The sequence below is a fragment of the Enterobacter sp. RHBSTW-01064 genome (assembly GCF_014103035.1).
Classification (GTDB): Bacteria; Pseudomonadota; Gammaproteobacteria; order Enterobacterales; family Enterobacteriaceae; genus Enterobacter; species Enterobacter mori.
In genome coordinates this window covers 44,193-69,451 of the sequence record NZ_JABXOU010000001.1, presented here as the reverse complement: position 1 = coordinate 69,451, position 25,259 = coordinate 44,193, and the positions used below count along the sequence as shown (strand labels likewise).

Sequence of the window (25,259 nt, the reverse complement as noted above, 5' to 3'; positions counted from 1 at the left end):
TTTGATAATGCTCGTCGCGAATAGTTAACCCGTGGTCGTGGTATGAAAAAAACAATTTTTTCGTTGGCGCTTGGTACGTTTGGTCTGGGAATGGCCGAATTCGGCGTGATGGGCGTGTTGACGGAACTGGCGAAGGACACCGGGATTTCGATTCCCTCTGCCGGGAACATGATCTCCTTTTACGCCTTCGGCGTGGTGATAGGCGCACCGATTGTGGCGCTGTTTTCCAGCCGGTTCTCTCTGAAATCAACATTACTGTTCTTAGTGGCGATGTGCGTCATTGGGAATGCCCTATTCAGCCTTTCACATTCTTACGTCGGGCTGGCGACAGGCCGCTTAATTTCCGGATTCCCTCACGGCGCGATTTTCGGCGTAGGGGCGATAATCCTCTCCAAAATTGCGCCGCCGGGAAAAGTCACGGTCGCGGTGGCCGGTATGATCGCCGGAATGACCGTAGCCAATCTTGTCGGCGTACCGCTCGGGACGTGGCTTGGGCATGAGTACAGCTGGCGCTATACCTTTTTCCTGATTGCTGCCTTTGATGTGCTGGTGATCCTCTCCGTGTTGCTGTGGGTGCCAACTCTGCACGATAAATCAGAGATCAAATTGACCGCGCAGTTCCACTTTCTGAAGAAACCGGAGCCCTGGCTGATTTTCGCCGCCACCATGTTTGGCAACGCCGGCGTCTTCGCGTGGTTCAGCTTCGTTAAGCCGTTTATGGTCAATGTATCGGGTTTCTCCGAAGGCATGATGACCGTCATAATGATGCTGATGGGGCTCGGCATGGTGTTGGGCAATCTGCTGAGCGGTAAACTCTCGGGGCGGTTTAGCCCGTTGCGCATTGCGGCCACCACCGACATGGTCATTGTCGCCTCACTGTTGCTGCTTTTCGCCTTTGGCGAACTGAAAACGGCCTCGCTGTTGATGGGCTTCGTCTGCTGTGCAGGCCTGTTTGCACTTTCCGCACCGCTGCAAATTCTTCTGCTGCAGAATGCGAAAGGGGGGGAAATGCTCGGGGCGGCGGGCGGACAGATGGCCTTTAATCTGGGTAGCGCTGTAGGGGCATACTTTGGTGGGATGATGATTACGCTCGGCTTTAGCTGGAGCTATGTCACGTTACCGGCGGCGTTGTTGTCCTTCGCTGCGATGACCTCGCTGTTGATGTATGGCCATCTCTGCGCCAAAAAGCGTCAGGCCAACGCGCGGGCGCTGGCCTGATTTTTTCAGGGAAGCCAGGGCTCGCCCAGGGTCAACATCAGACGGTTGGCCCAGGCAAAGAACGCGGCGGATTGCAGCAGATCGAGCTGTTCAAGCGTATCCAGTTTCTGTTTTTCCAGCTCAGCCAGATGGCCCGGCGTGGCGGCCGGTGGCGTGACCGACAGCGCCGCCGCATAGTTGATTTCCACCTGCCAGCGCGCAGACTGCCCCTCGCTCAGGGCGCGTCCCGGCCTGACGGCCAGAAGGGTTTCCACCGCGCCGTCGTCCTTTGACAGCTGGCTCGCTTTGCGCGCATGGACAGATGCGCAGTAAATGCAGCCGTTGATTTTACTGGCTACCGTCGCGGCCAGTTCGCGTTCAGCACGCGGTAATCCTCCCGGCGTGTAAAAAATCCCTTTATCCGTTAACGTGCGCTGTTCCAGAACCGGCAGGTTGCGACCCAGCAGGCGGAAATAGTCAGATTCCGTATGGCCAAATTTGGCGAGAATGGTCACTTCATCATCGTTAAATTCTGCCAGAGGTTTAGCGGCAATCCATGGCTCCCAGCCCAGCTCTTGCTGGGTGAACGCGACGGGGGCCGCTTTACCCGTGGCAGTGGCTGCGTTGGTGTGCCATGCCCCCGCAACGACGGGCGTATCGCTGGCCGCAATGGGTTTATCATTCAGTAAACGCAGCCCGGCAATGAGTCGGCTCTGGAAACTGACGAAGGCAATCAGCTGAGCAAGGGTGACAATGCCGTCTTTGCTCCATCCCGCCTTTACAAGCGCCTGTAATGCGCCGGGTGTGGCGTCGACAGGAGAGAAGGTGAGCAGACGGGCAAAGTTCAGCGCAGCGGTCAGGCGCCCGGAGGTCGGATCGGCCAGCCCAAATCCGGCATAGTGCGCCGCCAGCGCCTCTGCGTTGTGCCATTTTGCGACCTTTGCCGCCACGGCAAAGCGTTCATCCAGCGCAAATGCTGCATCCTGCTGGCTGAATAAAATCTCATAACTGCCCTGAGCGTGGCGCGTGGCGGCGTCCCGCGTGGCCCGCGCCTCTGACAGCGGCGAACCGGGCACGATTTCCGCCAGTTCGGCGAGAATATCCTGACTTAAAGCCATACGTGTCTCCTCAAACAATGTGGGGGGCGATGTGTTCTGCAATCAATTCAATCGATCGTAGGGTGTCCCGGTGCGAAGGTTCTACCGAATGCACCTGGAATGAGATATCCGTGGCGCGCGCCAGGATGCCGTCCGCTTTAAGCGAGTTCAGTACCGTTTCCGGCGACCCGATATGCGCATCGAACTGTCTGCGATAATCCGTGACAGTGTCACCTATTACCCTATGCCCCGCCGCGCGATGCTGTTGCGCCTGTCGGGTTAAGCCCGGTGTCGCCACCTTCAGCGCATAGTCATCGCTGTCGGCAACGAACGCCGTACGTGAGGCCAGGATCCGTGGCGCGATTCCGGCGGGTAGCGCGTCAAGATAGGCGTCAACAATTGGGTTTTGGATTTGGTCGAGCGTCAAATCTAACTGTTCAGCGGGGCGAGGCTGGGTACGAGACAGCATCAGCCCATGACCGGCCCGCGCGGCGCGCACGGCACCGTCGACGGAGAACGTGGCAATCCAGATACGGTCGGCCAGCTGTGGCGCAGGCGGATAAAGGTGGTTATCCGGATGGGTCAGTGAATCCCCGCGCCACGCGCTTTGGATCGCGTGCAAATGGTCAGCGAAGACCGCGCCGCGTTCTTCAAACATCAGGCCAAAGGGCAGAAAAGAGGTCGGCGTGCCGCCGGAACCAAAACCGACTTCAAGACGTCCATTGGCGAGTAAATCGAGCACGGCGGCATCTTCTGCGACGCGGAGCGGGTTTTCCATCGGCAGGGTAATGATGGCCGTACCCAGGCGGATGATTTCGGTATGCGCGGCAACGTGTGCCAAAAACAGCAGCGGCGACGGCAGCCCGCCTTCGTTTTCATGAAAGTGATGCTGCGCAATCCAGGCGCTGTCAAAACCGTGGCGTTCGGCGTGGCGGATCTGTTCGGTTGCCAGTCGATATCGCTCCTTTGGCGTGGCGTCGTCAAGCAGGCGAGTGAAAAAGCCCAGGCGTTTTCGCGTCATGCGAACTCCTCCGTAGCGGGTGAAAAATGGGGAATAGCGTCGATCAGTTCGCGGGTATAGTCGTTCTGCGGGGCGTTGAACAACGTCTCAACGGCGCCATGCTCGATGACTTTACCGCCCTGCAGCACGGTGACGGTGTGGGCTATGCGGCGAACCGTTGCCAGATCGTGTGTGATAAAGAGATAGGTCAGCCCAAGCTGTTGCTGCAGCTGCTGGAGAAGCGCCAGAATTTGCGCCTGCACGGTAACGTCCAGCGCGGAAGTAGCTTCATCCAGAACGATAAGGGTCGGCTCCAGGATCAGCGCCCGGGCAATGGCCACGCGCTGGCGCTGGCCACCGGAGAGTTCCCGCGCCGTACGCCCCAGCACGTCAAGCGGCAGAGCCACCCGCTGCGCAACCGTCTCCACGCGGGTCCTACGCTCCGCTTTACTGAGACGGGCGAAATTTTTCAACGGCTCTTCAATAATCTCAAACAGCGTCTGATGCGGGTCGAGCGAGGCAAACGGGTTCTGGTAGACGAACTGGATCTTCTGACGCAGCTGTCGACGTGCCTCCCTGCTGAGCGTAGTGGCATCAATATCATCGATAATCACCCGCCCGCTGTCCGCCTGCTCAAACCCGAGCAAAATGCGGGCAAGGGTGGTTTTTCCCGATCCCGATTCGCCGACTAACGCGTGCGTGCTGCCGCGCGTGACGTCAAAACTGACGTCGTCCAGCGCCTGCAGCTGATGCCCTTTACCCAACGAGAACTGCTTGCTGATGGACAGCGCGCGAATGGCAGGCGAGGCCAGCGGACGTCCCGAGACCGGCGCGATAGTCAGGCGCTGCCCCTGTAAATCGCTTAACAGCTGGCGGGTATAGGCATGCTGCGGGGCGCGGACGATATCAACGGTCGCGCCGTGCTCCTGCACTTCACCGTGGCGGAACACCAGCAGCCTGTCGGCGCGCTGTGCGGCCAGCGCCAGGTCATGCGTTACAAACAGTACGGCGGTACCGGACTCCCGGCGAAGGGCGTCCAGCAGATCCAGAATGCGCTTTTGCACCGTCACATCCAGCGCGCTGGTCGGCTCGTCGGCAACGATCACGTCCGGTCGCAGGGCAATGGCGATGGCAATCAACACGCGCTGTTTCATACCGCCGGAGAGCTGATGAGGATACTGTTTCATGCGCTGTTCGGGGTGGCTCAACCCCACTTTAGTCAGCAGGGCGAGTACCTGTTCATCACGCTGGGCGTGGGTCACTTTTTGGTGTAGTTCAATTATTTCACCCACCTGCGCACCGATGGTTTTCACCGGGTTGAGGGAATTACCCGGATCCTGCGGGACGAGGCTAATCCGCGCACCACGAAGGGTATCGAGACGTTTAGCTGACCACTGGCTTATCTCCTCGCCGTTGAGGATGATTTTGCCCGCATCACGCCGGGCGTTGTCGGCCAGCAACCCCATTATGGCCTGTACAGTGCTCGTTTTACCGGATCCTGACTCGCCCACAAACGCCAGCATTTCCCCCCGTTTGAGGGTAAAGCTGACGTTATGCACCACCTCTTGCCACCGGCGAGCGGTGCGGTAGCTAATCGTCAAATTTTCCACTGAGAGAACGGTCATGAGCGACCTCGGCTAAACTGCTGGCTGATACGGTTGGTGGCCAGCTCCACGGCGATGACCACCACACCGGGGAAAGTGGTTAACCACCAGGCGGTTGAGAGATAGTTACGGCCTTCGGCAATCAGTAAACCCCATTCCGGAATGGGGGGCGGAGTGCCATAACCGAGGAAGCTCAGCGTGGACAGCGCCAGGATAGCCTGACCAAACTGCAGCGTGGCGAAGGCGAGGACGGCGGTTAACGAGTTGGGCAGAATGTGTCGCCACAGCACGGCGAAGAACGTTCCGCCGCTGCCGTACGCCGCTTCGACGTAATCCGTGTGACGGATGCGCACGACTTCACCGCGCGCCAGGCGGGCAAAGCTGGCAATCGAGGCGACGCCCACGGCGATGGCGGCGTTGACGGTGCCAAAACCGAGCAGGATGATCACGGTCAGGGAAAGCAGCAGGGACGGAATTGACAGCAATACGTCAACAAAACGCATCAGCAGAGATTCGACGCGCCCGGCGAACGCCCCGGCTACCACGCCCAGCCCGGTGCCGACCAGCAGCCCCATGGTGACGGCGGCCAGCGCGGCGCTCAGCGAATGCGACGCGCCGTAAACAATGCGAGCGTACACGTCGCGGCCAAGCTGATCGGTACCCAGCCAGTGATCGGCCTGCGGAGCCAGACGCTGCGCCCCGGCAATCCCTTCAATCGGGCTGTAGTGGGTAAACAGACCCGGCGCAACGGCGGCGAGCGCGGCGGCGATAATGACCGCCCAGGCCAGCCAGAGTCCCGGCTGCCACTGCAGCCCTTGCCACGTCGGGACGCGTTTGCGCGCGGCGGCAGCGTAATCGACCAGACTCATGAGGCACCTCCGGTAACGGTTTGCAGGCGTGGATCGAAGAGCGGCATCAGCAGATCCACCAGCAGGTTAATCAGCACAAAACCGAGCGCAGAAATCATCACCACGGCCTGAAGCACGGCGATATCCTGGTTATTCACCGCCTGCTGGGTCAGCTGTCCCAGCCCGCTGCGGCCAAAAACCGTTTCGGTGATCAGCGCCCCGGCAATCAGCTCGCCCAGCAGCAGCCCGGCAATGTTCAGGACCGGCAGCAGGGCGTTACCGGTGACGTGACGCCACAGGACGGCGGTTTCGCTCAGCCCTTTGGCCCGGGCGACGGCGACAAACGGCTGCGCCGCCACCTGGTCGAGACTGCGCATCAGAATCTGCGCCAGCGGGGCGGAGATCGGGATAGCGACGGTGACGATCGGCAGGATCAGCCCCTGCAGCGGCGTCGGGTTAATCACCGGGATCAGCCGCAGCTGAAAAGAAAAGAGCTGGATGAGGGCAATCCCCAGCCAGAACGTGGGTAAGGAGATAAACAGGACCGGCAGAGACTGAAGGGCATTACTCAGCCAGCGCAGACCCGGCAGGCGGGAGGCAAAGGCCAGCGCAAACGCCAGCAGGACCGCGAGCACAAACGCGGGCAGAGCGAGGCTCAGGGTGTCCGGCAGGTTGCTGGCAATCAGCTCGCTAACCGGTACGCCAGCCTGCAAGGAGTAGCCGAAATCACCGTGCAGCATTGCAAGCAGCGTATGAAAATATTGCTGCCACAGCGGGCTGTCCGCGCCGTACGCCACGCGCATTTCCTCGATTTGTGCCGGGCTTAGTCCCAGATCCGGGTTCTGAAATTTGATCAGCACCGCGTCACCCGGCAGCACCTGGAGCAACACGAACGCGAGGGTAAAGGCAGCCCACAATACCAGCAGGCCGTGCCCAAGACGTTGAAGAAGTGCGTGGCGCATCGTCATCTCCTCAGTGTTTCTCAATCCACGCGCCGTAGAACGACGGGCGACCAACCGCTTCAAAATTCACACCTTTTAACCACGGCGCACCGGCAAAGACCTGCGGCTCCTCGAAAATCGGAATGACGTAGGCGTTGTCCAGCAGATAGCGCTGGGCGTCTCCCGTCAGCTGCAGGCGTTTTTGCGGATCGACCTCAGCCGAAATGTTCACCAGCAGTTCATTCAGCTTGTCGTCACGGAAGTTTTTGACCTTGTCGCTGGAGCCGCCTTTTTGCAGCAGCGCGTCGCGGTTAGCAGGGTAGAACATGCTTTTCACCACGTCCGGATCGGCGCGGCCCACTTCGGAGACGGTCAGCGGGGTTTTCAGCGGGTCGAGGTTATCCAGCGTGCGGCTGCCTGCATCACCGGCTTTGACGCTCAGCGCCACGCCCACCTGTCGCCACTGCTGGGCAACCAGCTGCAGCACCTCTTTGTTTTGCGGCTGAGGCAGGGATTCATATACCGTCAATGCCAGACGTTGACCGTCTTTGGTGCGGATCCCGTCGCTTCCCGCTTTCCAGCCCGCCTCGTCCAGCAGCCGGTTGGCTTTAGCCGGGTCAAAGGTCAATTTTTCGCTGAGATCGACAAAGCCAGCGGCGGAATCGGCAATGACCGATTTGGCCTGTGGATAGTTAGGCGAAAAGAGGGTCTCAACCACCTGTTTGGCGTTGGTGGCATGCAGCAGCGCCTGGCGCACGCGGATATCGGAAACCAGCGGGTTATCCGGGCGGAAGCTGATGCTGTCGTTCACCCCGCGCGTAGGCGCTGCGTAGATTTTATAGCCCTGATCGGTCGCCTGCTTTTCGTCATACGCTTGTACCTGGCGAATAAAGTCGGCCTGACCCGCCAGCAGAGCGCCGACGCGCACGCTGTCCTCCTGGGTGACGATAAACTTGATGCCGTCGAGATTCGCAGGCCCCTGTTGCGCCAGACTTTTCGGTCCCCACTGGTAGTCTTTGCGGACTTCCAGCGTCACTTCGCGTCCGAGCTTTTCGTCTTTAACCACAAACGGCCCGGAGCCAACGATATGGCGGGCATCCCCCAGCTCTTCGAAGTTGCGCTTCAGCGTGCTGAGTGAGACCAGCCCAGAGCCAATGGTGGCAGTGCCCTGCAGGAACCCCGGCGATGGTTTTTTGAAGTAGAACTTCACGGTCAGCGGGTCGATGACTTCGCTACGATCGTAGTTATTGATAACTTCAGACACCGGCAGGCGCTGCGCCTTATTGCCTAAACCGTAGGTATCAAAATTTTTCGCCACGGCGCTGGCGTCCAGCGGCGTGCCGTCGGAGAAGGTGATGCCGGGACGAAGTTTAAAGGTGTATTCGGTTTTATCGGCGTTGGTGGTCCAGCTTTCTGCCACCCAAGGTTCCACCTGCAGCGTTTTCGGGTTCTGCCACGTCAGCTTGTCGGTGATTTGGTTCAGGATGCCGCCGTTCGGGTAGAAGCCGCCGGCGGGCGGGTAGAGGTTAGTGTGCGCCTGTTGCTCCAGATAGATCAGCGTGCCGCCTTTGACGGGCGCTTCTGCTGCCCAGGCTGTTGTTGTCGCCAGAATCAGCGCCGTCAGCAGCGGCAGACGAAATGGGGTTTGCATGGTGAATTCCTTTGTTATCTTCTTGTTAGCGTCGGATTCATCATCGGGCGCGGGGGAAAACAAGGGAACAAAGGAATTAAGATAAGGATTGCCGGAAAATGGCTATAAAAAAACCGCCCCGGAGAGGAGCGGTGATGAAAGATGATCGGTTATGAACGCAGGTCGATCACCATACGGCCGCGGATCTGGCCCTGTTCCATCTCTTTAAAGATGGCGTTGATGTCCTCAAGCGGACGCATCGTCACTTTCGGCACAACCTTACCCTCAGCGGCGAACTGGAAAGCTTCCTGCAGATCCTGACGGGTGCCGACCAGCGAACCGACCACCTGAATGCCGTCCAGCACCAGACGCGGAATGTCGAGGCTCATCGCTTCCGGCGGCAGGCCAACCGCAACCACGCGGCCACCGGCACGCACGGCATCAACGGCTGAGTTGAATGCGGCTTTTGCGACGGCAGTGACGACTGCGGCATGTGCGCCGCCCGTTTTCTCTTGCACAATTTTCGCGGCATCTTCGCTGCGGGAGTTGATGGTCAAATCTGCACCCATGCTGGCCGCCAGCTTCAGTTGTTCGTCGTTAACGTCAAGGGCGATGACTTTGGCGTTAAAGACGTTTTTGGCGTACTGCAGCGCGAGGTTGCCCAGCCCGCCCAGACCATAAATTGCAATCCACTGGCCCGGTTTGATTCCAGACACTTTCACCGCTTTGTAGGTGGTGACACCTGCACAGGTGATGCTGCTGGCTTCAGCGGATCCCAGACCATCCGGCACTTTTACGGCGTAGTCAGCGGTGACGATGCACTCTTCCGCCATGCCGCCGTCAACGGAGTAACCGGCGTTTTTCACGTCGCGGCACAGGGTTTCGTTGCCGGTATTACAATATTCGCAGTGGCCGCAGCCTTCGAAAAACCACGCCACGCTGGCACGATCGCCAACTTTCAGTGATTTCACACCGAGGCCGATTTCCTTCACGATGCCAATCCCTTCATGGCCCAGGATAACCCCGGTTTTATCGCCGAAATCGCCGTTCTTCACGTGGAGGTCGGTATGGCATACGCCACAGCACTCCATCGTCAGCAGGGCTTCCCCGTGCTTTAGCGGGCGTAAGGTTTTTTCGGTAACGTTGACCTGGTGGTCCTGTGTGACAACAGCAGCCTTCATGTGTATCTCCTTGTTCATGATGAGTATCTGCATAGCAGGTGTAATACTCCTTAAGGATTAGTGGTTTGGCGCTGTAATGCAAGGCAATGGCAACATAATGTCATCATTTAAGCCGATTTCAGATTAAGAATACGGCGTTCCTCTAATAATTAAGGGGGGAAAATGCTGGCCCGGCGAGGTGCTCGCCGGGCGCAGACTTACAGCTGTGCTTCTATCTCCTCAATCTCTTTACGCCATTGCGCCTGCAGCTGCGGCTTTTGATGCTTCGGCTTGCGCGCCAGATCGTCTTCCAGCAGCGTTTCCAGCGCGACCAGCCGTTCGAGCAGATCGTCATACGGCGAGGGTTGAACTTTCTCAGTGGTGATGACGGGCGCGGTGGGTGTCACCAGACCCGCGCTTTCACGCATCCGCTCAAACACCGCTTCGGCATCGTGCCATTCGCTCAGCGTTCCCTCTTCAATCAGCCAGAAACGGTTGCAGCTTTGGCTGATTAACTGACGGTCATGGCTGACCAGCAGCACGCCGCCTTCGAACTGCTGAAGGGTTTCTGCCAGCGCCGCTTTGCCTTCCATATCAAGGTGGTTGGTCGGCTCATCCAGCATCAGCAGGCTATAGCGGGCAAGCGTCAGGCCAACGAACAGCAGGCGAGAGCGCTCGCCGCCGCTGAGCGTGCTGACGGTTTGTCCGTGACGCGCCCACGGGAAACCCGCGCTTATCAGCGCCATTTTGCGGTTCTGCGGATCCGGTGCGAACGGCTCCAGCGCGTCAAGCAGCGTGGCAGAGTCCGACAGTTGATTAAGCGTCTGGTCGTAATAGCCTGGCGACACGCGCGGATGGATTTTCAACCCGCTGTCTGCGGGCTTATCGGCAAACTGTTGCCAGATAAGCCTCATCAGCGACGATTTGCCGCAGCCGTTACGACCGACAATCGCCACGCGATCGCCGCTTTTCAGCCGCGCCATGTCGATGTTAAACAGCGGCGGTAGCCCGGGCGCAGGCGGGACACTGAGGTTTTCCAGCTCCAGTAACCGGTCTGCCCGCAGCGCGTCGCCGCGCAGGGTTAACGTCCACTGACTGCCCGCCGTAAGCGCCGTCTGGCTCTCCCTGAGCCGCTCGACCTGTTTTTCCATCTGTTTGGCTTTGCGGGCAAGGTCTTCGTTGTCGTAGACCTTTCCCCAGGTCGCCAGCCGCTTCGCGCTGGCGGTGACGCGGTCGATCTCCTTTTGCTCCGCCTTGTGGCGCTGCGCGTCGCTTTCATCTTTTGCTTCAAGCGCCTTGCGTGCCGCCGTGCAGGGAAGGGCAAAGTAGTGCAGCATCTTATCGCGCAGGATCCAGCTGCCGTTGGTGACGGCATCCAGCAGCTGTCTGTCGTGCGAGACCAGCACGAAGCTCCCAGGCCAGTTCTGCAGGAATTGTTCCAGCCACAGCAGGGTCGGTAAATCGAGGTGGTTGCTCGGTTCGTCCAGCAGGAGCAGATCCGGATCGTGGATCAACGCTCGTGCCAGCAGCAGACGCGTATGCTGCCCGCCGCTGAGCGTTGCGGATTGCAGCATCATATCCTGCGGCGTGAAGCCCATGCTTGCCAGCAGCGTTTCGGATTTCCAGCGCAGGCTGTCGCGTTCCGCTAAAGGCAGCTGTGCGAGTACGGCATCCAGCATGGTCAGCGGGAAAATGGCGTCCGGGAGATGTTGCTCCACGCGTGCCATCAGGCAGTGCCCGGCCAGCGCTACCGTTCCGGCAGCAGGGGAATCTGTGCCGTCCAGCACCTTCAGCAGCGTACTTTTTCCGCAGCCGTTGTCGCCCAGCAGGCCAATGCGGTCGCCTTTTTTCAGCGTAAAGGAGAGTGAGTCGAAGAGCGTGCCAAACGCCGTATCAACGCGTAAAGATTGTGCAGTGAGTAAAGTGCTCATTGTTGCTTACCCAAGAGTTACAGGCATGTTTATGCCTCGTCAAACATCGCTGACGATAACTCAGTAAGCCCGAGAGAAGGGATTTCAGGGGTTGGTGTCTTCGCTCAAGCAGAAGTTATCGCAGCACGATACCGATAACGCTTGAGCTGGTGCGATCACCAAATGTATGTGAAACATTGAAAATTTCACGATACAGCATAATTAGCCTCCTTATATATTCAGTGGGTTAATGTGTGTCGAAAGTATAATCGAATGTCACACGATTGCACGTTAAGAATTTTGTCATTATGCCGATACCCTTCATTATGAAACCAAAAGGAGGTTGAGCGTATGGCCTATTATTACGCCTATCACAGTGCATCTAATTCCAGCAATTTTGATTACATCAAGGGATATGGTGTTAGTGCAAGTAGTGAGAAAAAGCTGAGTAATGTAAAAACAGGTGACTTTGTCTTTGTCATCCAAAATGTTCATAAATCTTTGGGATACCAGCTTTGCGGACTTTACCGTATTGAAGGGATCGATTTCGAGGAGGGAAACGTTTACCCCCATCGCGTGCAGTTGAGCGATGTGTCTAAGCTAGATGATTTTATTACGCTTGATTGCCACAAATTAAGCAAAGTTCTGCCTCCAGCGGGCAAAGAATCCCGTTGGGATCGCTTCATGAATCACTTCGCTCAAACAGGAAGGACATTCCAGAAGCCTCTGGACGCGACGGTTATTGCCATCCTCAAGGAACAACTTAACCAACAGCGAGTGGACAGCGAAGATATTCCTGGCCGCGATGAAAACGACTTTTACGACAAAGTCAGCAAGGCGTTAAAACTACAATCTGAGGAAAGACGAAAGCGGCTGCAAAATGCGTCTGTGCATCCGGCGAAAAAACAGGTTTCCGTCTGGCGTTACGATCGTAATCCCGATGTTGTGGCCGAAGTACTCCTCAGAGCTCAAAATAATTGTGAATGTTGTGATGCCCCGGCGCCATTTCAGCGCACGAAGGATGGGAGATATTATTTAGAAGTTCATCACATTATTCCGCTATCAGAAAATGGGGAAGACAACGTAGACAATGCTATTGCCCTTTGCCCTAACTGTCATCGGCAGGAGCATTACGGTGAACCGCGGATAGATAAAAGCTGGCAACCTAGCAAAAAATAAGTGGGCCAGTGGCCCACTCACATTTTAAATCGAGGTACGGCGATAGCTGCGGTATTCAGGCTTCCAGAAGTTGTCGTCGATGGCCTGCTGCAGCGCGTCGGCAGAGGTTTTCACCGCCACGCCCTGCTGCTGCGCCATTTTTCCTACCGCGAATGCGATAGCGCGCGACACCTTGTGAATGTCTTTCAGCTCTGGCAGCACCAGACCTTCGCCGTCATTGACCAGCGGAGAGTGGCCCGCCAGGGTTTCGCTTGCCGACATCAGCATTTCGTCGGTAATGCGGGATGCGCCGGAGGCGATCACGCCCAAACCAATGCCCGGGAAGATGTAGGAGTTGTTGCACTGGGCAATCGGATAGGTTTTATCCTTCCACACCACCGGATCGAACGGACTGCCGGTCGCGACCAGCGCATTACCTTCTGTCCAGGCGATGATGTCCTGCGGCGTCGCTTCCACGCGCGAGGTCGGGTTAGACAGCGGCATCACGATAGGGCGCTCGCAGTGCTTGTGCATCTCGCGGATGATCTCTTCGGTAAAGAGACCGGTTTGTCCGGAAACGCCGATGAGGATATCCGGCTTCACGTTGCGCACCACGTCCAGCAGGGAAAGGACTTCGTTGTCGGTATCCCAGTTTTTCAGGTTTTCGCGCTTCTGCACCAGCTTGGTCTGGAACGGCAGCAGGTTCGGCATACCGTCGGTCAGCAGGCCGAAACGGTCAACCATAAAGACGCGGGAGCGGGCCAGCTCTTCGCTTAACCCTTCACGCTGCGTCTGGGCGATAATCTGCTCGGCAATACCACAGCCCGCAGAGCCTGCGCCAAGGAAGACAATTTTCTGGTAGCTCAGCTGGCTACCGGCTGCGCGGCTGGCTGCGATCAGCGTGCCTACGGTTACCGAAGCGGTGCCCTGGATATCGTCGTTGAACGAGCAGATCTCATCCCGATAACGGTTCAGCAGCGGCATCGCGTTCTTCTGCGCAAAGTCTTCGAACTGCAAGAGTACGTCCGGCCAGCGCTGTTTCACGGCCTGGATGAAGTCGTCGACAAACTGATAGTACTCATCGTCGGTAATACGCGGATGACGCCAGCCCATGTAAAGCGGATCGTTCAACAGCTGCTGGTTATTGGTTCCGACATCCAGCACCACCGGCAGGGTATACGCCGGGCTGATGCCGCCGCAGGCGGTATACAAGGAGAGCTTACCGATTGGGATCCCCATCCCGCCAATGCCCTGGTCACCAAGACCCAGAATACGTTCGCCGTCGGTCACCACGATGACTTTAATATTGTGGTTTGGCACGTTCTGCAGAATATCGTCCATGTTGTGACGGTTCTGATAAGAGATAAATACCCCACGCGAACGACGATAGATCTCAGAGAAACGTTCACAGGCGGCACCCACCGTCGGGGTGTAGATCACCGGCATCATCTCTTCGAGATGGTTTTGCACCAGGCGATAGAAGAGGGTTTCGTTGGTGTCCTGGATGTTGCGCAGGTAGATGTGTTTGTCGATTTCCGTCTTGAAGCCCTGATACTGGATCCAGGCGCGCTCTGCCTGTTCTTCAATGGTTTCAACCACTTCAGGCAAGAGGCCAAGCAGGTTAAAGCTGCCGCGCTCTTCCATGCTGAAGGCGCTGCCTTTGTTGAGCAGGGGAAATTCGAGTAAAACGGGTCCGGCGTATGGGATATATAAGGAACGATGTTTTTTCAGTTTGTTGTCCATGTCACTCACTCTTTTTATGAAGATCCGTCCCTGACACTGCTGTTTGTCATCTTTCTGGCCTGTGCTACGGGGTGCGGTCGGGCGGTATTATAAAGGAGCTAAATATTAATTACCGCAACACATAAACAAAAACACCATCGGGATTACCGATGGTGTCGTAAATTTCTTACTGGAACTTACTTGCCTGCGTGGCGCTTTCTGCCCGTGGCGTGGGTGACCTGCGTTTCACTGTCGCCCTCAATCACCACTTTACGTTGGTTTGAAAGCTTGTAGTTCAGTCCCAGAATATGGCGTGCCTGACGGTTCGATTTCATGTTAACTCCTCAATCCTGTTGATAGTTTTAAGGACAAGCTTGCTTACGCAAACGAAATGTAACCCCTTAGGTTGCAGATCCAGCTTAGCAGGTTTTTACAAAGGTGCGTTTCGCCCGCTAACAACATAGTTAATGGTCTGCTGGTAGATGTCACTGAGGATGTCATTGTCTGTGGATTCCACCCACTTGGTCAGTTCCATCAAAGTGTCGTCTTCAGTCACAGCACCGTGCTCGGCGTGAAGACCCTGCGCAATGGCGTTAACAAGTTCCGGTTGTGCTGCTGTAGTATTTGCCGGGTAATAAGTAAACATGCTGCCTCCGTGTCGTTGTCTGTTTAATGTTACGGCGTGCAAAAATATAATTCACATTCAGAATGGCAAATATTTCCGGCGCTGTGTGTAAGATTCATCTTAGAATTAAAAAAGTCATAAGTGCATGCTTTTATGTGCTTTTAAAAAGGAGGGGGAATCAATGGGAGAGTGGGTAGATATTTGCGGGTTGCTCCTGCTATCACGGAAATATAGCAGGAGCAGATTTTAACTTACCACTTCATTTCGCCGGTATTCACCTTTGCGCTTAACTCAAGAGAGCTGACTTCGGCCAGGTCCGGCTGCTGTTTTTTCATCGCGGCAATCACGCCAGCAGAATCCTTATGCTTGGCCAATGCCTGTTCAAACTGCTGCAGATACGTGCGGGTAAAGTCGATAGTGCCGGTTCCGGCTGGCGGCGTACCGAGGTAGTGGCCCGGGATCACGCGCTCTGGCTTGTGCGCGGCCATATTATCCAGGGTTTCCTGCCACTGCTGACGGCGAGCCGACGTTTGGGTATCCGCTGTCCAGACGTGAATGCCCCAGGAGACGCCGGTGCCGCCGAGGATAGTCTTCGCTGATGGGATCCACACATAGGCCGCGTAGCTGTCTGGCTCCTCAATATCGATCTTTTCTCCGTCAACCATAAACGTGGTGGACGCGAGCACCTGCGGGACAACCAGCTCCGTTGGCGCGCCGTCTTTCATCTGCGGACCCCAGAAGGCGAGCTTGGCGTCTTTGGTGGCTTTGATATGGTCAACCACATGCTGCGTGGCCACCACTTTGGCATTCGGGAAGGCTTTCACCAGCGGCTGAAGGCCAAAATAGAAATCCGGATCGCCGGAGGTGATCACAATCTTGTTCAGTGTTTTCCCGCTTTTGCGGATTTTTTCTACCAGCGCTTCGCCATCTTTCACGCTGAACTGCGCGTCAAACAGCACCGCCTCTTTCGGGCCGGAGACCAGCGTGGAGGAGACCGCAAAAATGCCTTTTTCCTGCGGGTTATAGGTATCAATGGTCAACGGCGCGGCAAACACAGCCGGAGTGAAAAGGGTGGAAAGCAGGGCAAGGTGAGTGAATTTCATGCTGTTGTCTCTGTTGTTCAGGAATATCGCTATTGTACGGATATTCGCATTTGCCAGAATTCCTGAAACAAGACATGCTTTGTTTCATAAATCGAGCAAATGGAGTGTTGTATGGATCGCGTTATTGCTGCTCAGGTCTATAACCGAATATGCGAGCTGGGGAGCCTGAGCGCGGCAGCCCGCGCGCTGGGTATTTCTCGCCCAATGGTCAGCCGCTATCTGGAACAGATGGAAAAGTGGGCGGGAACGCGGCTGGTAAACCGCTCGACGCGCAAGCTAACGCTGACGGCGGCAGGGGAAAAGGTGCTGCAAAAAACGCGCACCCTTTCGCAGCTGTCGCAGGAAATTGAAGATCAGTCGGCAAGAGATTTGCCTTCAGGCACGCTGCGGGTGGCCTGCGCGCATTTTACCGCTATGCACATTATCGCGCCGGTGCTGCCCGATCTGCTGTCCCGGTTTCCGCAGCTGCGCGTTGAGCTGGACGTGAACAACCATCCGGTGAGCCTTGTCGGAGAACGGATTGACGTGGCGATTCGCATCACGGATAACCCGGAACCGGGAATGATTGCCCGCAGGCTGGGTGAGTGCCGCTCGGTGCTTTGTGCTTCGCCCGACTACCTTGCGCTTTATGGGGCACCGACGACCGCAGCCGACCTGGCCAACCACAACTGCCTGCACTACAGCTTCTTCGCGGGTCAGTCCTGGTCGTTTTTGACGCCGGAGGGGGAAGCCGTTTCAATTGCGGTGAGCGGAAACTTCAGTGCCAGCATTTCGTCTCTCTTGATGGACGCCGCCATTCACCACGGCGGCATCGCGATGCTACCGGAGCGCGAGGTTAAGGAAGCCCTATCACAGGGTAAGCTGGTGCAGGTGCTCGAGGCATTAACGCCCAAGCCGATCGGCATTTTTGGCATCTACCAATCTCGGGATTACCAGCCTGCGGCTCAGCGGGTGTTCCTTGATGCACTGGCTAAGTCGCTCATGGAGGGTTAAGACTCGTCTGTCTTTCATGCAGAATACGCTTAGCGTCCTATACTTAACCCTTTGTAAGCCAAAAGGAGAGCAAGAATGACGATTCATAAGCACGGTTCGGCACACTGGTCTGGTGACATCAAATCAGGAAAAGGGACGGTTTCAACGGAAAGTGGCGTCCTGAATCAACAACCTTACGGCTTTAACACCCGTTTTGAAGGCGCTAAGGGCACGAACCCGGAAGAGTTGATTGGCGCAGCGCACGCCGCCTGTTTCTCAATGGCGCTGTCGCTGATGATTGGTGAAGCGGGCTTCACCGCGGATTCCATTGACACCACGGCGGATGTCTCACTGGATAAAACCGACGGTGGTTTTGCGATCACAAAAATTGCGCTGAACAGTAAGGTCACCGTACCGGGTATCGACCCGCAGAAATTCGACGGCATCATCCAGAAGGCCAAAGCTGGATGCCCGGTATCGCAGGTATTAAAAGCGGAAATCACGCTGGACTATAAGCTCAACTAAGTCTAAAGCCGGGCGCCCGCCCGGCTAGCCCTTCAACGCTGTCGGGAACACGTCACCCAGCCACGTAATAAATGCCCGCAGGCGATGCGTCAGATGCCGGTTCTGCGGATAAACCACATGAAAAGGATAATCCGTAGGACGCCATTCATGAAGGATTTCAACTAACGCTCCGGTTCTCAAAGAGGAACGGGCCGCGTAGCCAAACGTCTGAATAATTCCCAGCCCCGCGACCGCCGCCGCCAGGTGCGCATTGCTTTCGTTTACCCCAAGATAGTGCGGCACGCTGATTTCCAGCGCCTCGCCGTTTTCTCTGAAGCGAAAAGGAAACGCCCGTCCGGTTACGGGTGAGAGATAGCTCACCAGCTTGTGTCCATTGCGCAGCTCTTGCGGGTACGCGGGAATGCCGTGACGCTTCAAATAGTCGGGTGACGCACAGGTCACCCTTTCCGCCTCCCCGATGCGGCGGGCGATCAGCGTTGAATCATCAAGCGGGCCACCGCGGATCACGCAGTCCACATTGCCGCCTATCAAATCTACCGGGCGGTCAGCCACGCCCAGATCGATGCGAATATCCGGATACCGCTGCATAAAGTCCGGCAGCAGGGGGATCAGCACGTCACGCGCGGTGGAGCCGCCGACGTCAATACGCAAATGCCCTTTGGGCGTACAGCAGGAGGCGCGAAACGAGGTGTCGATATCCTCAATATCAATCAGCACCCGCATGGCTTTTTCATAGTATTCCGTCCCCTCCAGCGTCGTCACGACGCGGCGGGTCGTCCGGTGCAGCAGCCTCGTTTCCAGATGCGTTTCCAGCGATTTAACCAGCTTGCTCAGCGTGGCGATCGGCATGTTCAGAGAATCTGCCGCACGCGTGAAGCTGCCGGATTCGACGACTCGCGTAAACGCCCGCATCGCCAGTAATTGATCCATGCGATCCCCCGGATTATTTCTCTGTGTGAATAGTTATTTTCATTTTTGCCCATTTTTCACCAATAACGCCAGCGCTAAAGTGTGTTCAACCCAACCCCCTCATTAAAGGTGAATACAATGAACACAACGCTCGCAGGAAAAATCGCACTGGTCACCGGCGGCAGCACAGGTATTGGTCTGGCAACCGCGCAGGAGCTGGCGGCACAGGGTGCTAAGGTCTATATTACCGGTCGCCGCCAGGCTGAGCTGGATGCCGCTGTCACCAGCATCGGTGCCGCTGCCGTGGGTATCCGTGCAGACGTCTCTTCGCTTGCCGATCTCGACCGGATCTACGCCCAAATTGCACAAGAAGCAGGTCACCTGGATATCCTGTTTGCTAACGCAGGCGGCGGGGACATGCTGCCGCTCGGGGCCATCACCGAAGAGCAGTTTGACCGGATCTTCGGCATTAACGTGCGCGGCGTACTGTTTACGGTACAAAAAGCGCTGCCGCTGTTGGTCACCGGCTCATCCATCATCCTTACGGGGTCGACCGTGTCGGTGAAAGGGACCGCCAACTTCAGCGTGTACAGCGCCAGTAAGGCCGCCGTGCGTAACTTTGCCCGCTCCTGGGCACTGGATTTGCAGGGGCGGGGCATTCGCGTCAACGTCGTCAGCCCTGGTCCAGTCAAAACCCCAGGACTGGGTGACCTGGTGCCAGAATCCCAGCGCCAGGGGCTTTACGACGCGCTGGCCGCTCAGGTTCCGCTGGGCCGCTTAGGGGCACCGGGAGAGGTCGGTAAAGCGGTGGCGTTTCTGGCCTCCGACGCGGCCAGCTTTATTAACGCCGTCGAGCTGTTTGTCGACGGCGGAATGGCGCAAATCTAACCCGCATTTCGCCAGCAGCGCACGTTCCGGCCCTCACGCGAGGGCTGTAACGGCTGAGGACGTTCACACCCCTGCGTTGCCATCGGGCAGCGGTCGCGAAAATAACACCCTTCTGGCAGATGACGGTTACCCGGAAGGTCCGTTTTACGCAGCGCCAGCGCTTCATCCAGCGGCACGCCGGTTTTCGGGACGGAGTCCAGCAGCAGCCGGGTATACGGGTGCTGAGGATCCCCCAGAACCTGCGCGGCGCTTCCCAGCTCAACGATTTGACCCAGATACATCACCGCCACGCGGTCGCTCATGTGCCGGACCACCGAGACGTTATGCGAGATCAGCACATAGGTGAGATTGCGCTGCTGCTGTAGCTTGATCAGCAGATTGAGGATCTGCGCCTGCACGGAGATATCCAGCGCGCTGGTGGGTTCATCCAGCACGATGACGTCAGGATCGGACGAGAGCGCACGGGCGATGGCGATGCGCTGGCGCTGGCCGCCCGAAAACGCGTGGGGAAGCCTGTCGAGGTATTCCGGACGAATCCCGACCTGCAGCGCCAGATCCTCAGCAAGCTGGCGACGTTCACGTACGCTGCTGCGTTTTTGCACCCACACCGGCTCGGTGATAATCCGCCAGACCGGCAAGCGCGGATCGAGCGACGAGAGCGGATCCTGAAACACCATCTGCATATCGCCAGCATGGTGTGTCCGCTGGCAAACGCCGGTACTGGGTTTGAGCATCCCCATCAGCAGCTGCGCCAGCGTGCTTTTGCCGCAGCCGGACTCTCCGACAATGCCCAGCGTTTCGCCCCGATGGAGCTGGAGATCCAGCCCGTTGAGGGCGTGAACCTGCTCAGTAACGCGCCCAAGCCAGTTTTTGCGCGCGGTAAAGTTCACGTGCACGCTGTTCAGTTCCAGCAGAATGTCAGACATGGTGTGCCCCCTGTTGCGGGTACCAGCATGCCGCCTGTTGACCTTCAGCGCCATGTGGCATAAGGCGGGGCGTTTCGCCGCATTTCGCGCCAGCGGCAAAGCAGCGCTCGCGAAATGCACACCCGCGCGGAAGCTGGCTGAGGTTGGGTACCGTGCCGGGAATGGCGGGTAGAACATCGCGAGGTTGGCCGTTTTCCGGTGCGCACTGCAGCAGGCCGATGGAATAGGGATGAACGGGATGATGAATTAACGTCTGCGTGGCACCGCTCTCTATCACGCTCCCTGCATACATCACGTACATCCGGTCACAAAGCTGCGATACCACCGCCATGTCGTGGCTGATAAACAGCACCGAGGTACCGCTGGCGCGCGCTTTATGCTTCAGTAACCGCAGCACCTGCAGCTGGACGGTCACATCCAGCGCGGTGGTGGGCTCATCCGCAACGATAAGCTCCGGCTCGCAGGAGAAGGCAAGGGCAATCATCACCCGCTGACGCATGCCGCCGGAAAGCTCAAACGGGTAGCGCTCCATCACTCTGGCCGCGTCGGGGATTTGCATCTCCTCCAGCAGGCTGATGGCTTTTTGCTGTGCCTCCCGTCGGGAAAGCGGCTGATGCTGGCGGATCACCTCCACCATCTGTTTGCCGATGCGCCGGGTGGGATTGAGGGCCGTCATCGGCTCCTGAAAAATCATCGCCACCTTCGCGCCGCGCCACTGGCGAAGCTGTTTTTCCGTGGCGTTCAGCACGTCTTCACCCAGCAGAGTGACCTTTCCGTGATGAACACGGTAGCTGCCTTCCGGCAGCAGGCGCATCGCCAGCATCGCCGTCACCGATTTGCCCGAGCCGGATTCGCCCACCACGCCGACGATTTCCCCGCGTTTGATCTCCAGCGAAACGTGGTTAAGCGCATGAACGTCCCCGCGAAAAACCGGGAAGCTCAGGTGTACATCTTCTATCGCTAAAACGGCATCACTCATCACTGCTTTCCTCCCGATTTCGGATCCAGCAGGTCGCGGATCCCATCGCCAAACAGGTTAAAACCGACAGCGGTGATCAGAATCGCCGCGCCCGGAAAGGCGCAGTACCACCACTGGTCAAGCACGTAGTTGCGGCCAACGGCGACCATCGCACCCCATTCGGCGGTGGGCTGCTGCGCGCCTAAACCAATGAAGCCCAGCGTGGCGGCCATCAGGATCGCGCTGCCGATATCCAGTGAGGCCTGCACAATCAGCGGCGGCAGGGCGTTGCGCAGGATGTGCCAGCTGATCAAGTGCCATCGCGAAGCGCCAAAGGTACGTGCGGCCTGCACGTAGGTAAACTGGCGCACCACCAGCGTTTGCCCGCGCGCCAGGCGGACATAAAACGGAATGCGCACAATCGCAATCGCCAGCATGGCGTTAAACAGGCTCGGGCCGAGCGCGGCGGCCAGCGCCATCGTCAGCACCAGCGAAGGGATGGAGAGCATAATGTCCATGATCCGCATGATAATGGCGTCACCGCGCCCGCCCAGCACGCCGGACAGACAGCCGAGCAGCGAGCCAATACCGCCCGCGATCGCCACCACGGCTAACCCTGCGGTAATGGACTGCTGGCTGCCAATCAGCACCCGGCTGAACAGATCGCGGCCCACTTCATCGGTGCCAAACCAGTGTTGCGCAGACGGTGCCTGCAGGCGGGCGGTCAGGTCGAGCGCGTTCGGGTCGTGCGGTACGATCCACGGTGATGTCACCATCAGCGCCAGCATCAGCAGCATTATTACGCCGCCAATCAGCGTGAGCGGGCTTTGGCGCAGCATCCAGAACAGCTTTGCCCAGTTGATGCGCTGCTTTGCGGGTTTTACGGGGACGGACGTTTCCTGAGTTAACATCATTCGGCACCTCCGCGCCCGATTCGTGGGTCAATCCACAGATAGAGCAGATCCACCACCAGATTGACGAAGACATATGCCAGCGACACCACCACCGCGAAGCCCATTACTGCCGGGAAATCCAGCGCCTGAATAGAGGTCACCACCCAGGCACCCATTCCCGGCCAGGCAAAGACGGTTTCGGTCAGCACCGCACCGTAAAGCAGATCGCCCAGCGCCAGCCCGAGCACCGTAATCGACGGGATCATCGCATTGGGCAGAGCATAGCGCAGGACGATGTACCAGCCCGGCAGGCCGCTGGCGCGGGCGGTGCGGATATAATCCTCGCTAAGCTGCTCCAGCATCGCCGAGCGAACCTGTCGCGCTACAATCCCCAGGTGAACAAACGCCAGGGTGAGCGAGGGGAGAATCAGGTGCTGCAGCGCGTTGAAAAACACCTCGCCGTTGCCTTCCAGCAGCGCATCCAGCAGATAAAACCCGGTCACGTGCGTGGGCGGATCGAGCCAGTCATCCAGCCTGCCGCCGCCCGGGAGAATTTGCAGTTGTCCGTAGAACAGCACAATCACCCCCAGCCCCAGCCAAAACGCGGGCGTGGAGATGCCGGTCATCGCCATCAGCCGCACCAGGTGGTCCAGCCAGCGGTTACGGTAGACCGCGGATAAAATGCCCAGCGGCACGCCAATCACCAGCGCCAGCAGCAGGGAGCAAAAGGCCAGTTCCAGCGTGGCGGGAAAAAAGGCCTTCAAATCTTCCGCCACCGGCCGCCCCGTGCGGATGGAGGTGCCTAAATCACCGTGCGCCAGCGCGTCCACGTAGCGACCAAACTGGACCCAGAGCGGCTGGTCCAGCCCCAGCTGCTGGCGGATGCTCTGGACCATTTCGTCGCTGGCGCGGTCACCGGCCAGCAGGCGGGCCGGATCGCCGGGGATCATGTGTGAAATAACAAAGGTGATAATACAGACACCGGCCACCACCAGGAGTAACCCCCAGCAGCGCTGGCGCAGAATGCTCCAGAACGTCATACATTTTCCCCCGGCGAGAGCCGCTACTTGCTCATGGTGGCGATGTTGAACACCTGCTCGAGCATCGGATTAAAGGTGAAGCCTTTGACCTCTTTGTTCATCGCCAGCTGGTAGTTTTTCTGGAACAGATAAACGTAGGCCGCCTCGTCAATCACCACTTTTTGCGCCTGCTGGTAGTCTTTGGTGCGCTCGGCCTGGTCAGTGGTTTTCAGCGCCGCCTGAAGCAGGGCATCGACCTCTTTGTTCTCATAGAACGAGCGGTTGCCCGGCAGCCCTTTTTTGTCCGATTCGAACCAGTAGTTCATGAACATATACGGGTCGGCAAAGTCCGGGCTCCAGTTGCCGATGGCGATGTCGTAATCGCCTTTGCCCACGCGGTCGCGCATGGTGGCGTTGGCCAGTTTCTCCAGCTTGACGTTAATCCCGAGCTTGCCGAGGCTCGCCTGAGTGGAGAGGGCGATCGGCTCCCAGTTCGGATCGTTGTCGGAATAGAGGAACGTCAGGCTGGCGGGTTTATCCTTCACTTTTTCCAGCGCCGCTTTGGCTTTGGCCTCGTCAAAGCTGTACTGCAGGGCGGTGGCGTCATAGCCCCACATGCCGTCCGGGATCGGCCCGCGCATCTGCTTGCCGTTGCCGCTCAGAATACCTTTCACCATCCCCTGATAGTCCGTCGCCCAGGAGACTGCCCGGCGTAAATCAGCCTGGTTCATCGGCGCTTTGCTGTTGTTCAGATAGAGATAGGTCACGCGCAGGGACGGGTATTCCGCGACGGTCACTTTGCCTTCCTGCTTGAGGGCGGAAAGCTGATCCACCGGCAGAGAGTCGGCGATGTCCAGATCGCCTCGGGAAAGCTGCAGGCGGCGCGATGCGCTCTCGCCAATGATCTTCACCGACACGCGCTTAAAGTGCGGCTTGTCGCCCGGCCAGTGTGGGTTCGGTACCAGCACCAGCTGCTGGCCTTTCTGCCAGCTTTTCAGCATAAACGGGCCAGATCCCGCCGTGTTCTGTGCCAGAAAATCGCGTGCATCATCGGCGGAATTGGCTTTCAGCGCCGCCGGGTTAATGATGGAGGCCCCGTCGTTCGCCAGCGTATAGAGGAACGGGGCAAACGGCTGGCTGAGGGTAAATTTCACCGTGTGCTCATCAACCGCATCAATCTTGAGATCTTTCGGGAAGGCTTCCGACGGGCCCTGAGCGATTTTCAGCAGACGTTCGAAGGATAGCTTGACCGCCTCGGCGGTGACCGGCGTACCGTCCGAGAATCTGGCGTTGTCCGTCAGGGTAAATGTCCACTCTTTCTGGTCGTCGGACGCTTTCCAGCCCGTCGACAGATCGCCTTCCACCTCGGTCGTGCCCGGCTTGTATTTCACCAGACGTTGATAGGACGGGTAGGTGACCGTCCAGTCGTTGTTATCAATTGTCACCGCCGGGTCGAGGGTTTGCGGATCGGCCGCCTTGCCAATCACCAGCATATCTTTGGGGACGGCTGCCAGTGCAGCGGTAGAAGTTAACGCCAGCGTAGCGGCGATCAGCGTGGTCAGAAGCGTTTTTTTCATGGCCGGGCTCCAGTATTAACGTGCAGCGTGTGTGGTCGAAAAACAGGGAAATTGATCGTCTAACAGCGGGTAGCCTGCGGCGTTTGGCAGCTCGAAATGCCACCATTCGCTGCTGATGCCCACGAATCCGCCGCCAAACATAATGGCGTTGAGCAGCAGGCGGTTGCGCTGTGCCTGCGGCGGTACGGAAGGGTGATACGGATGCGAGCGGTCGTGCATTTCGTCAAACCCGGCGCCCATATCCAGCACGTGACCCCGTTCATCCATCAAGGTGACGTCGATGGCGGTCCCCCGGCTGTGGTTCGAGCCAATGGCCACATCAACCACGTATTCCGGGTTTGGGCAGGCATCCCACAGCTGCGCCTGGGCCTCCTGCGGACGGTAGGCGTCGTAGACCACCAGTTTCAGTCCGGCCAGGGTAGCAATGCCGATCGATTTCGCTAACGCGGTAGCCGCATCGGTATGCAGCAAGCATCGCGCTTCCTGATAAATCGGCCTGCCGGTGATGTTGTCATCGGTGGCGTATTTAAGATCGATATGCAGCGCGGGAAACGTCTTCGCCACATCAACCAGTTGATACTCGTCGGACATTGATCC

The 25,259-nt window shown here is 57.8% G+C and carries 24 protein-coding genes; 5 read left to right on the top strand and 19 right to left on the bottom strand.

The genetic code is table 11. The features are described 5' to 3' along the window. The first annotated feature begins 42 nt into the window (after positions 1-42). Complete coding sequence (gene araJ, locus HV355_RS00300) at positions 43-1,218, top strand: MFS transporter AraJ (protein WP_108417405.1); 1,176 nt, start codon at positions 43-45, stop codon at positions 1,216-1,218. Between the two features lie 5 nt (positions 1,219-1,223). Here araJ and HV355_RS00295 read toward each other — a convergent pair whose 3' ends face one another. From HV355_RS00295 to HV355_RS00260, 8 genes are all read right to left on the bottom strand, one after another. Continuing rightward, positions 1,224-2,315, bottom strand: coding sequence for an alkylhydroperoxidase domain protein (locus tag HV355_RS00295; protein ID WP_182400643.1), 1,092 nt, complete (start codon positions 2,313-2,315; stop codon positions 1,224-1,226). A gap of 10 nt (positions 2,316-2,325) precedes the next feature. Further along, on the bottom strand, positions 2,326-3,315 hold the full coding sequence (locus tag HV355_RS00290) for a putative FMN-dependent luciferase-like monooxygenase (RefSeq protein ID WP_182400642.1): 990 nt from the start codon (positions 3,313-3,315) through the stop codon (positions 2,326-2,328). Further along, entirely contained in the window at positions 3,312-4,919 is a 1,608-nt protein-coding gene (locus tag HV355_RS00285; protein WP_182400641.1) for an ABC transporter ATP-binding protein, read from the bottom strand. The genes HV355_RS00290 and HV355_RS00285 overlap by 4 nt, the downstream gene beginning before the upstream one ends. Further along, positions 4,916-5,767 carry an ABC transporter permease gene (locus tag HV355_RS00280; RefSeq protein ID WP_182400640.1) on the bottom strand — a complete coding sequence of 284 codons (852 nt, stop codon included), beginning with the start codon at positions 5,765-5,767 and terminating at the stop codon, positions 4,916-4,918. Before HV355_RS00280 ends, HV355_RS00285 begins: the two co-directional genes overlap by 4 nt. Next, entirely contained in the window at positions 5,764-6,708 is a 945-nt protein-coding gene (locus HV355_RS00275; RefSeq protein ID WP_182400639.1) for an ABC transporter permease, read from the bottom strand. The genes HV355_RS00280 and HV355_RS00275 overlap by 4 nt, the downstream gene beginning before the upstream one ends. 10 nt (positions 6,709-6,718) lie before the next feature. Next, entirely contained in the window at positions 6,719-8,338 is a 1,620-nt protein-coding gene (locus HV355_RS00270; protein ID WP_182400638.1) for a TIGR04028 family ABC transporter substrate-binding protein, read from the bottom strand. A 149-nt stretch (positions 8,339-8,487) separates the two neighbouring features. Continuing rightward, complete coding sequence (gene adhP, locus HV355_RS00265) at positions 8,488-9,498, bottom strand: alcohol dehydrogenase AdhP (protein WP_182400637.1); 1,011 nt, start codon at positions 9,496-9,498, stop codon at positions 8,488-8,490. A gap of 197 nt (positions 9,499-9,695) precedes the next feature. Next, on the bottom strand, positions 9,696-11,408 hold the full coding sequence (locus tag HV355_RS00260; RefSeq protein WP_182400636.1) for an ABC-F family ATP-binding cassette domain-containing protein: 1,713 nt from the start codon (positions 11,406-11,408) through the stop codon (positions 9,696-9,698). Between the two features lie 330 nt (positions 11,409-11,738). Between HV355_RS00260 and HV355_RS24060 the strand changes: the two genes are divergently transcribed. Beyond that, on the top strand, positions 11,739-12,566 hold the full coding sequence (locus tag HV355_RS24060; protein ID WP_148400733.1) for an HNH endonuclease signature motif containing protein: 828 nt from the start codon (positions 11,739-11,741) through the stop codon (positions 12,564-12,566). A gap of 24 nt (positions 12,567-12,590) precedes the next feature. Here the strand turns inward: HV355_RS24060 and HV355_RS00250 are convergent, their stop codons facing one another. The 4 genes from HV355_RS00250 to HV355_RS00235 all read right to left on the bottom strand — a co-directional run bounded on the left by HV355_RS00250 (position 12,591) and on the right by HV355_RS00235 (position 15,995). Continuing rightward, on the bottom strand, positions 12,591-14,288 hold the full coding sequence (locus HV355_RS00250) for an NAD-dependent malic enzyme (protein WP_089598514.1): 1,698 nt from the start codon (positions 14,286-14,288) through the stop codon (positions 12,591-12,593). 176 nt (positions 14,289-14,464) lie between these two features. Continuing rightward, on the bottom strand, positions 14,465-14,602 hold the full coding sequence (sra, locus tag HV355_RS00245; protein ID WP_013096533.1) for a stationary-phase-induced ribosome-associated protein: 138 nt from the start codon (positions 14,600-14,602) through the stop codon (positions 14,465-14,467). 95 nt (positions 14,603-14,697) lie between these two features. Then, entirely contained in the window at positions 14,698-14,913 is a 216-nt protein-coding gene (gene bdm, locus HV355_RS00240) for a biofilm-dependent modulation protein (protein WP_182400635.1), read from the bottom strand. A gap of 230 nt (positions 14,914-15,143) precedes the next feature. Next, positions 15,144-15,995: a Vmh family MBL fold metallo-hydrolase gene (locus tag HV355_RS00235; RefSeq protein ID WP_182400634.1), complete on the bottom strand. Its 852-nt coding sequence runs from the start codon at positions 15,993-15,995 to the stop codon at positions 15,144-15,146. A 111-nt stretch (positions 15,996-16,106) separates the two neighbouring features. On the opposite strand from HV355_RS00235, the gene HV355_RS00230 reads away from it, so the two are divergent. Beyond that, a complete protein-coding gene (locus HV355_RS00230; protein ID WP_249420806.1) occupies positions 16,107-16,988 on the top strand; it encodes a LysR family transcriptional regulator in 882 nt (293 codons plus the stop codon). A gap of 75 nt (positions 16,989-17,063) precedes the next feature. Further along, positions 17,064-17,492 (top strand): OsmC family protein, encoded by a 429-nt coding sequence (locus HV355_RS00225; protein WP_182400632.1) that lies wholly within the window; start codon positions 17,064-17,066, stop codon positions 17,490-17,492. Positions 17,493-17,516: 24 nt separating this feature from the next. On the opposite strand, the gene HV355_RS00220 is transcribed toward HV355_RS00225, so the two are convergent. Beyond that, complete coding sequence (locus HV355_RS00220; protein ID WP_010431331.1) at positions 17,517-18,422, bottom strand: LysR family transcriptional regulator; 906 nt, start codon at positions 18,420-18,422, stop codon at positions 17,517-17,519. A 117-nt stretch (positions 18,423-18,539) separates the two neighbouring features. Between HV355_RS00220 and HV355_RS00215 the strand changes: the two genes are divergently transcribed. Continuing rightward, positions 18,540-19,289, top strand: a complete 750-nt coding sequence (locus HV355_RS00215; protein ID WP_108417417.1) for an SDR family oxidoreductase — start codon at positions 18,540-18,542, stop codon at positions 19,287-19,289. On the opposite strand, the gene HV355_RS00210 is transcribed toward HV355_RS00215, so the two are convergent. Genes HV355_RS00210 through ddpX form a run of 6 tightly spaced genes read right to left on the bottom strand, consistent with a single transcriptional unit; the run spans position 19,286 to position 25,253 of the window. Beyond that, on the bottom strand, positions 19,286-20,215 hold the full coding sequence (locus HV355_RS00210) for an ABC transporter ATP-binding protein (protein ID WP_100166613.1): 930 nt from the start codon (positions 20,213-20,215) through the stop codon (positions 19,286-19,288). The two genes, HV355_RS00215 and HV355_RS00210, sit on opposite strands and share 4 nt — an antisense overlap. Continuing rightward, a complete protein-coding gene (locus HV355_RS00205; RefSeq protein ID WP_182400631.1) occupies positions 20,208-21,194 on the bottom strand; it encodes an ABC transporter ATP-binding protein in 987 nt (328 codons plus the stop codon). Before HV355_RS00205 ends, HV355_RS00210 begins: the two co-directional genes overlap by 8 nt. Continuing rightward, the gene (ddpC, locus tag HV355_RS00200; protein WP_108417419.1) at positions 21,194-22,087 is read right to left on the bottom strand and encodes a D,D-dipeptide ABC transporter permease; all 894 of its coding nucleotides are present in this window, start codon (positions 22,085-22,087) and stop codon (positions 21,194-21,196) included. Before ddpC ends, HV355_RS00205 begins: the two co-directional genes overlap by 1 nt. Beyond that, complete coding sequence (locus HV355_RS00195; RefSeq protein WP_126817046.1) at positions 22,084-23,106, bottom strand: ABC transporter permease; 1,023 nt, start codon at positions 23,104-23,106, stop codon at positions 22,084-22,086. The genes ddpC and HV355_RS00195 overlap by 4 nt, the downstream gene beginning before the upstream one ends. Positions 23,107-23,129: 23 nt before the next feature. Next, a complete protein-coding gene (locus HV355_RS00190) occupies positions 23,130-24,662 on the bottom strand; it encodes an ABC transporter substrate-binding protein (RefSeq protein ID WP_182400630.1) in 1,533 nt (510 codons plus the stop codon). Positions 24,663-24,677: 15 nt separating this feature from the next. After that, on the bottom strand, positions 24,678-25,253 hold the full coding sequence (gene ddpX / locus HV355_RS00185; protein WP_010431314.1) for a D-alanyl-D-alanine dipeptidase: 576 nt from the start codon (positions 25,251-25,253) through the stop codon (positions 24,678-24,680). Between the last annotated feature and the right edge of the window lie 6 nt (positions 25,254-25,259).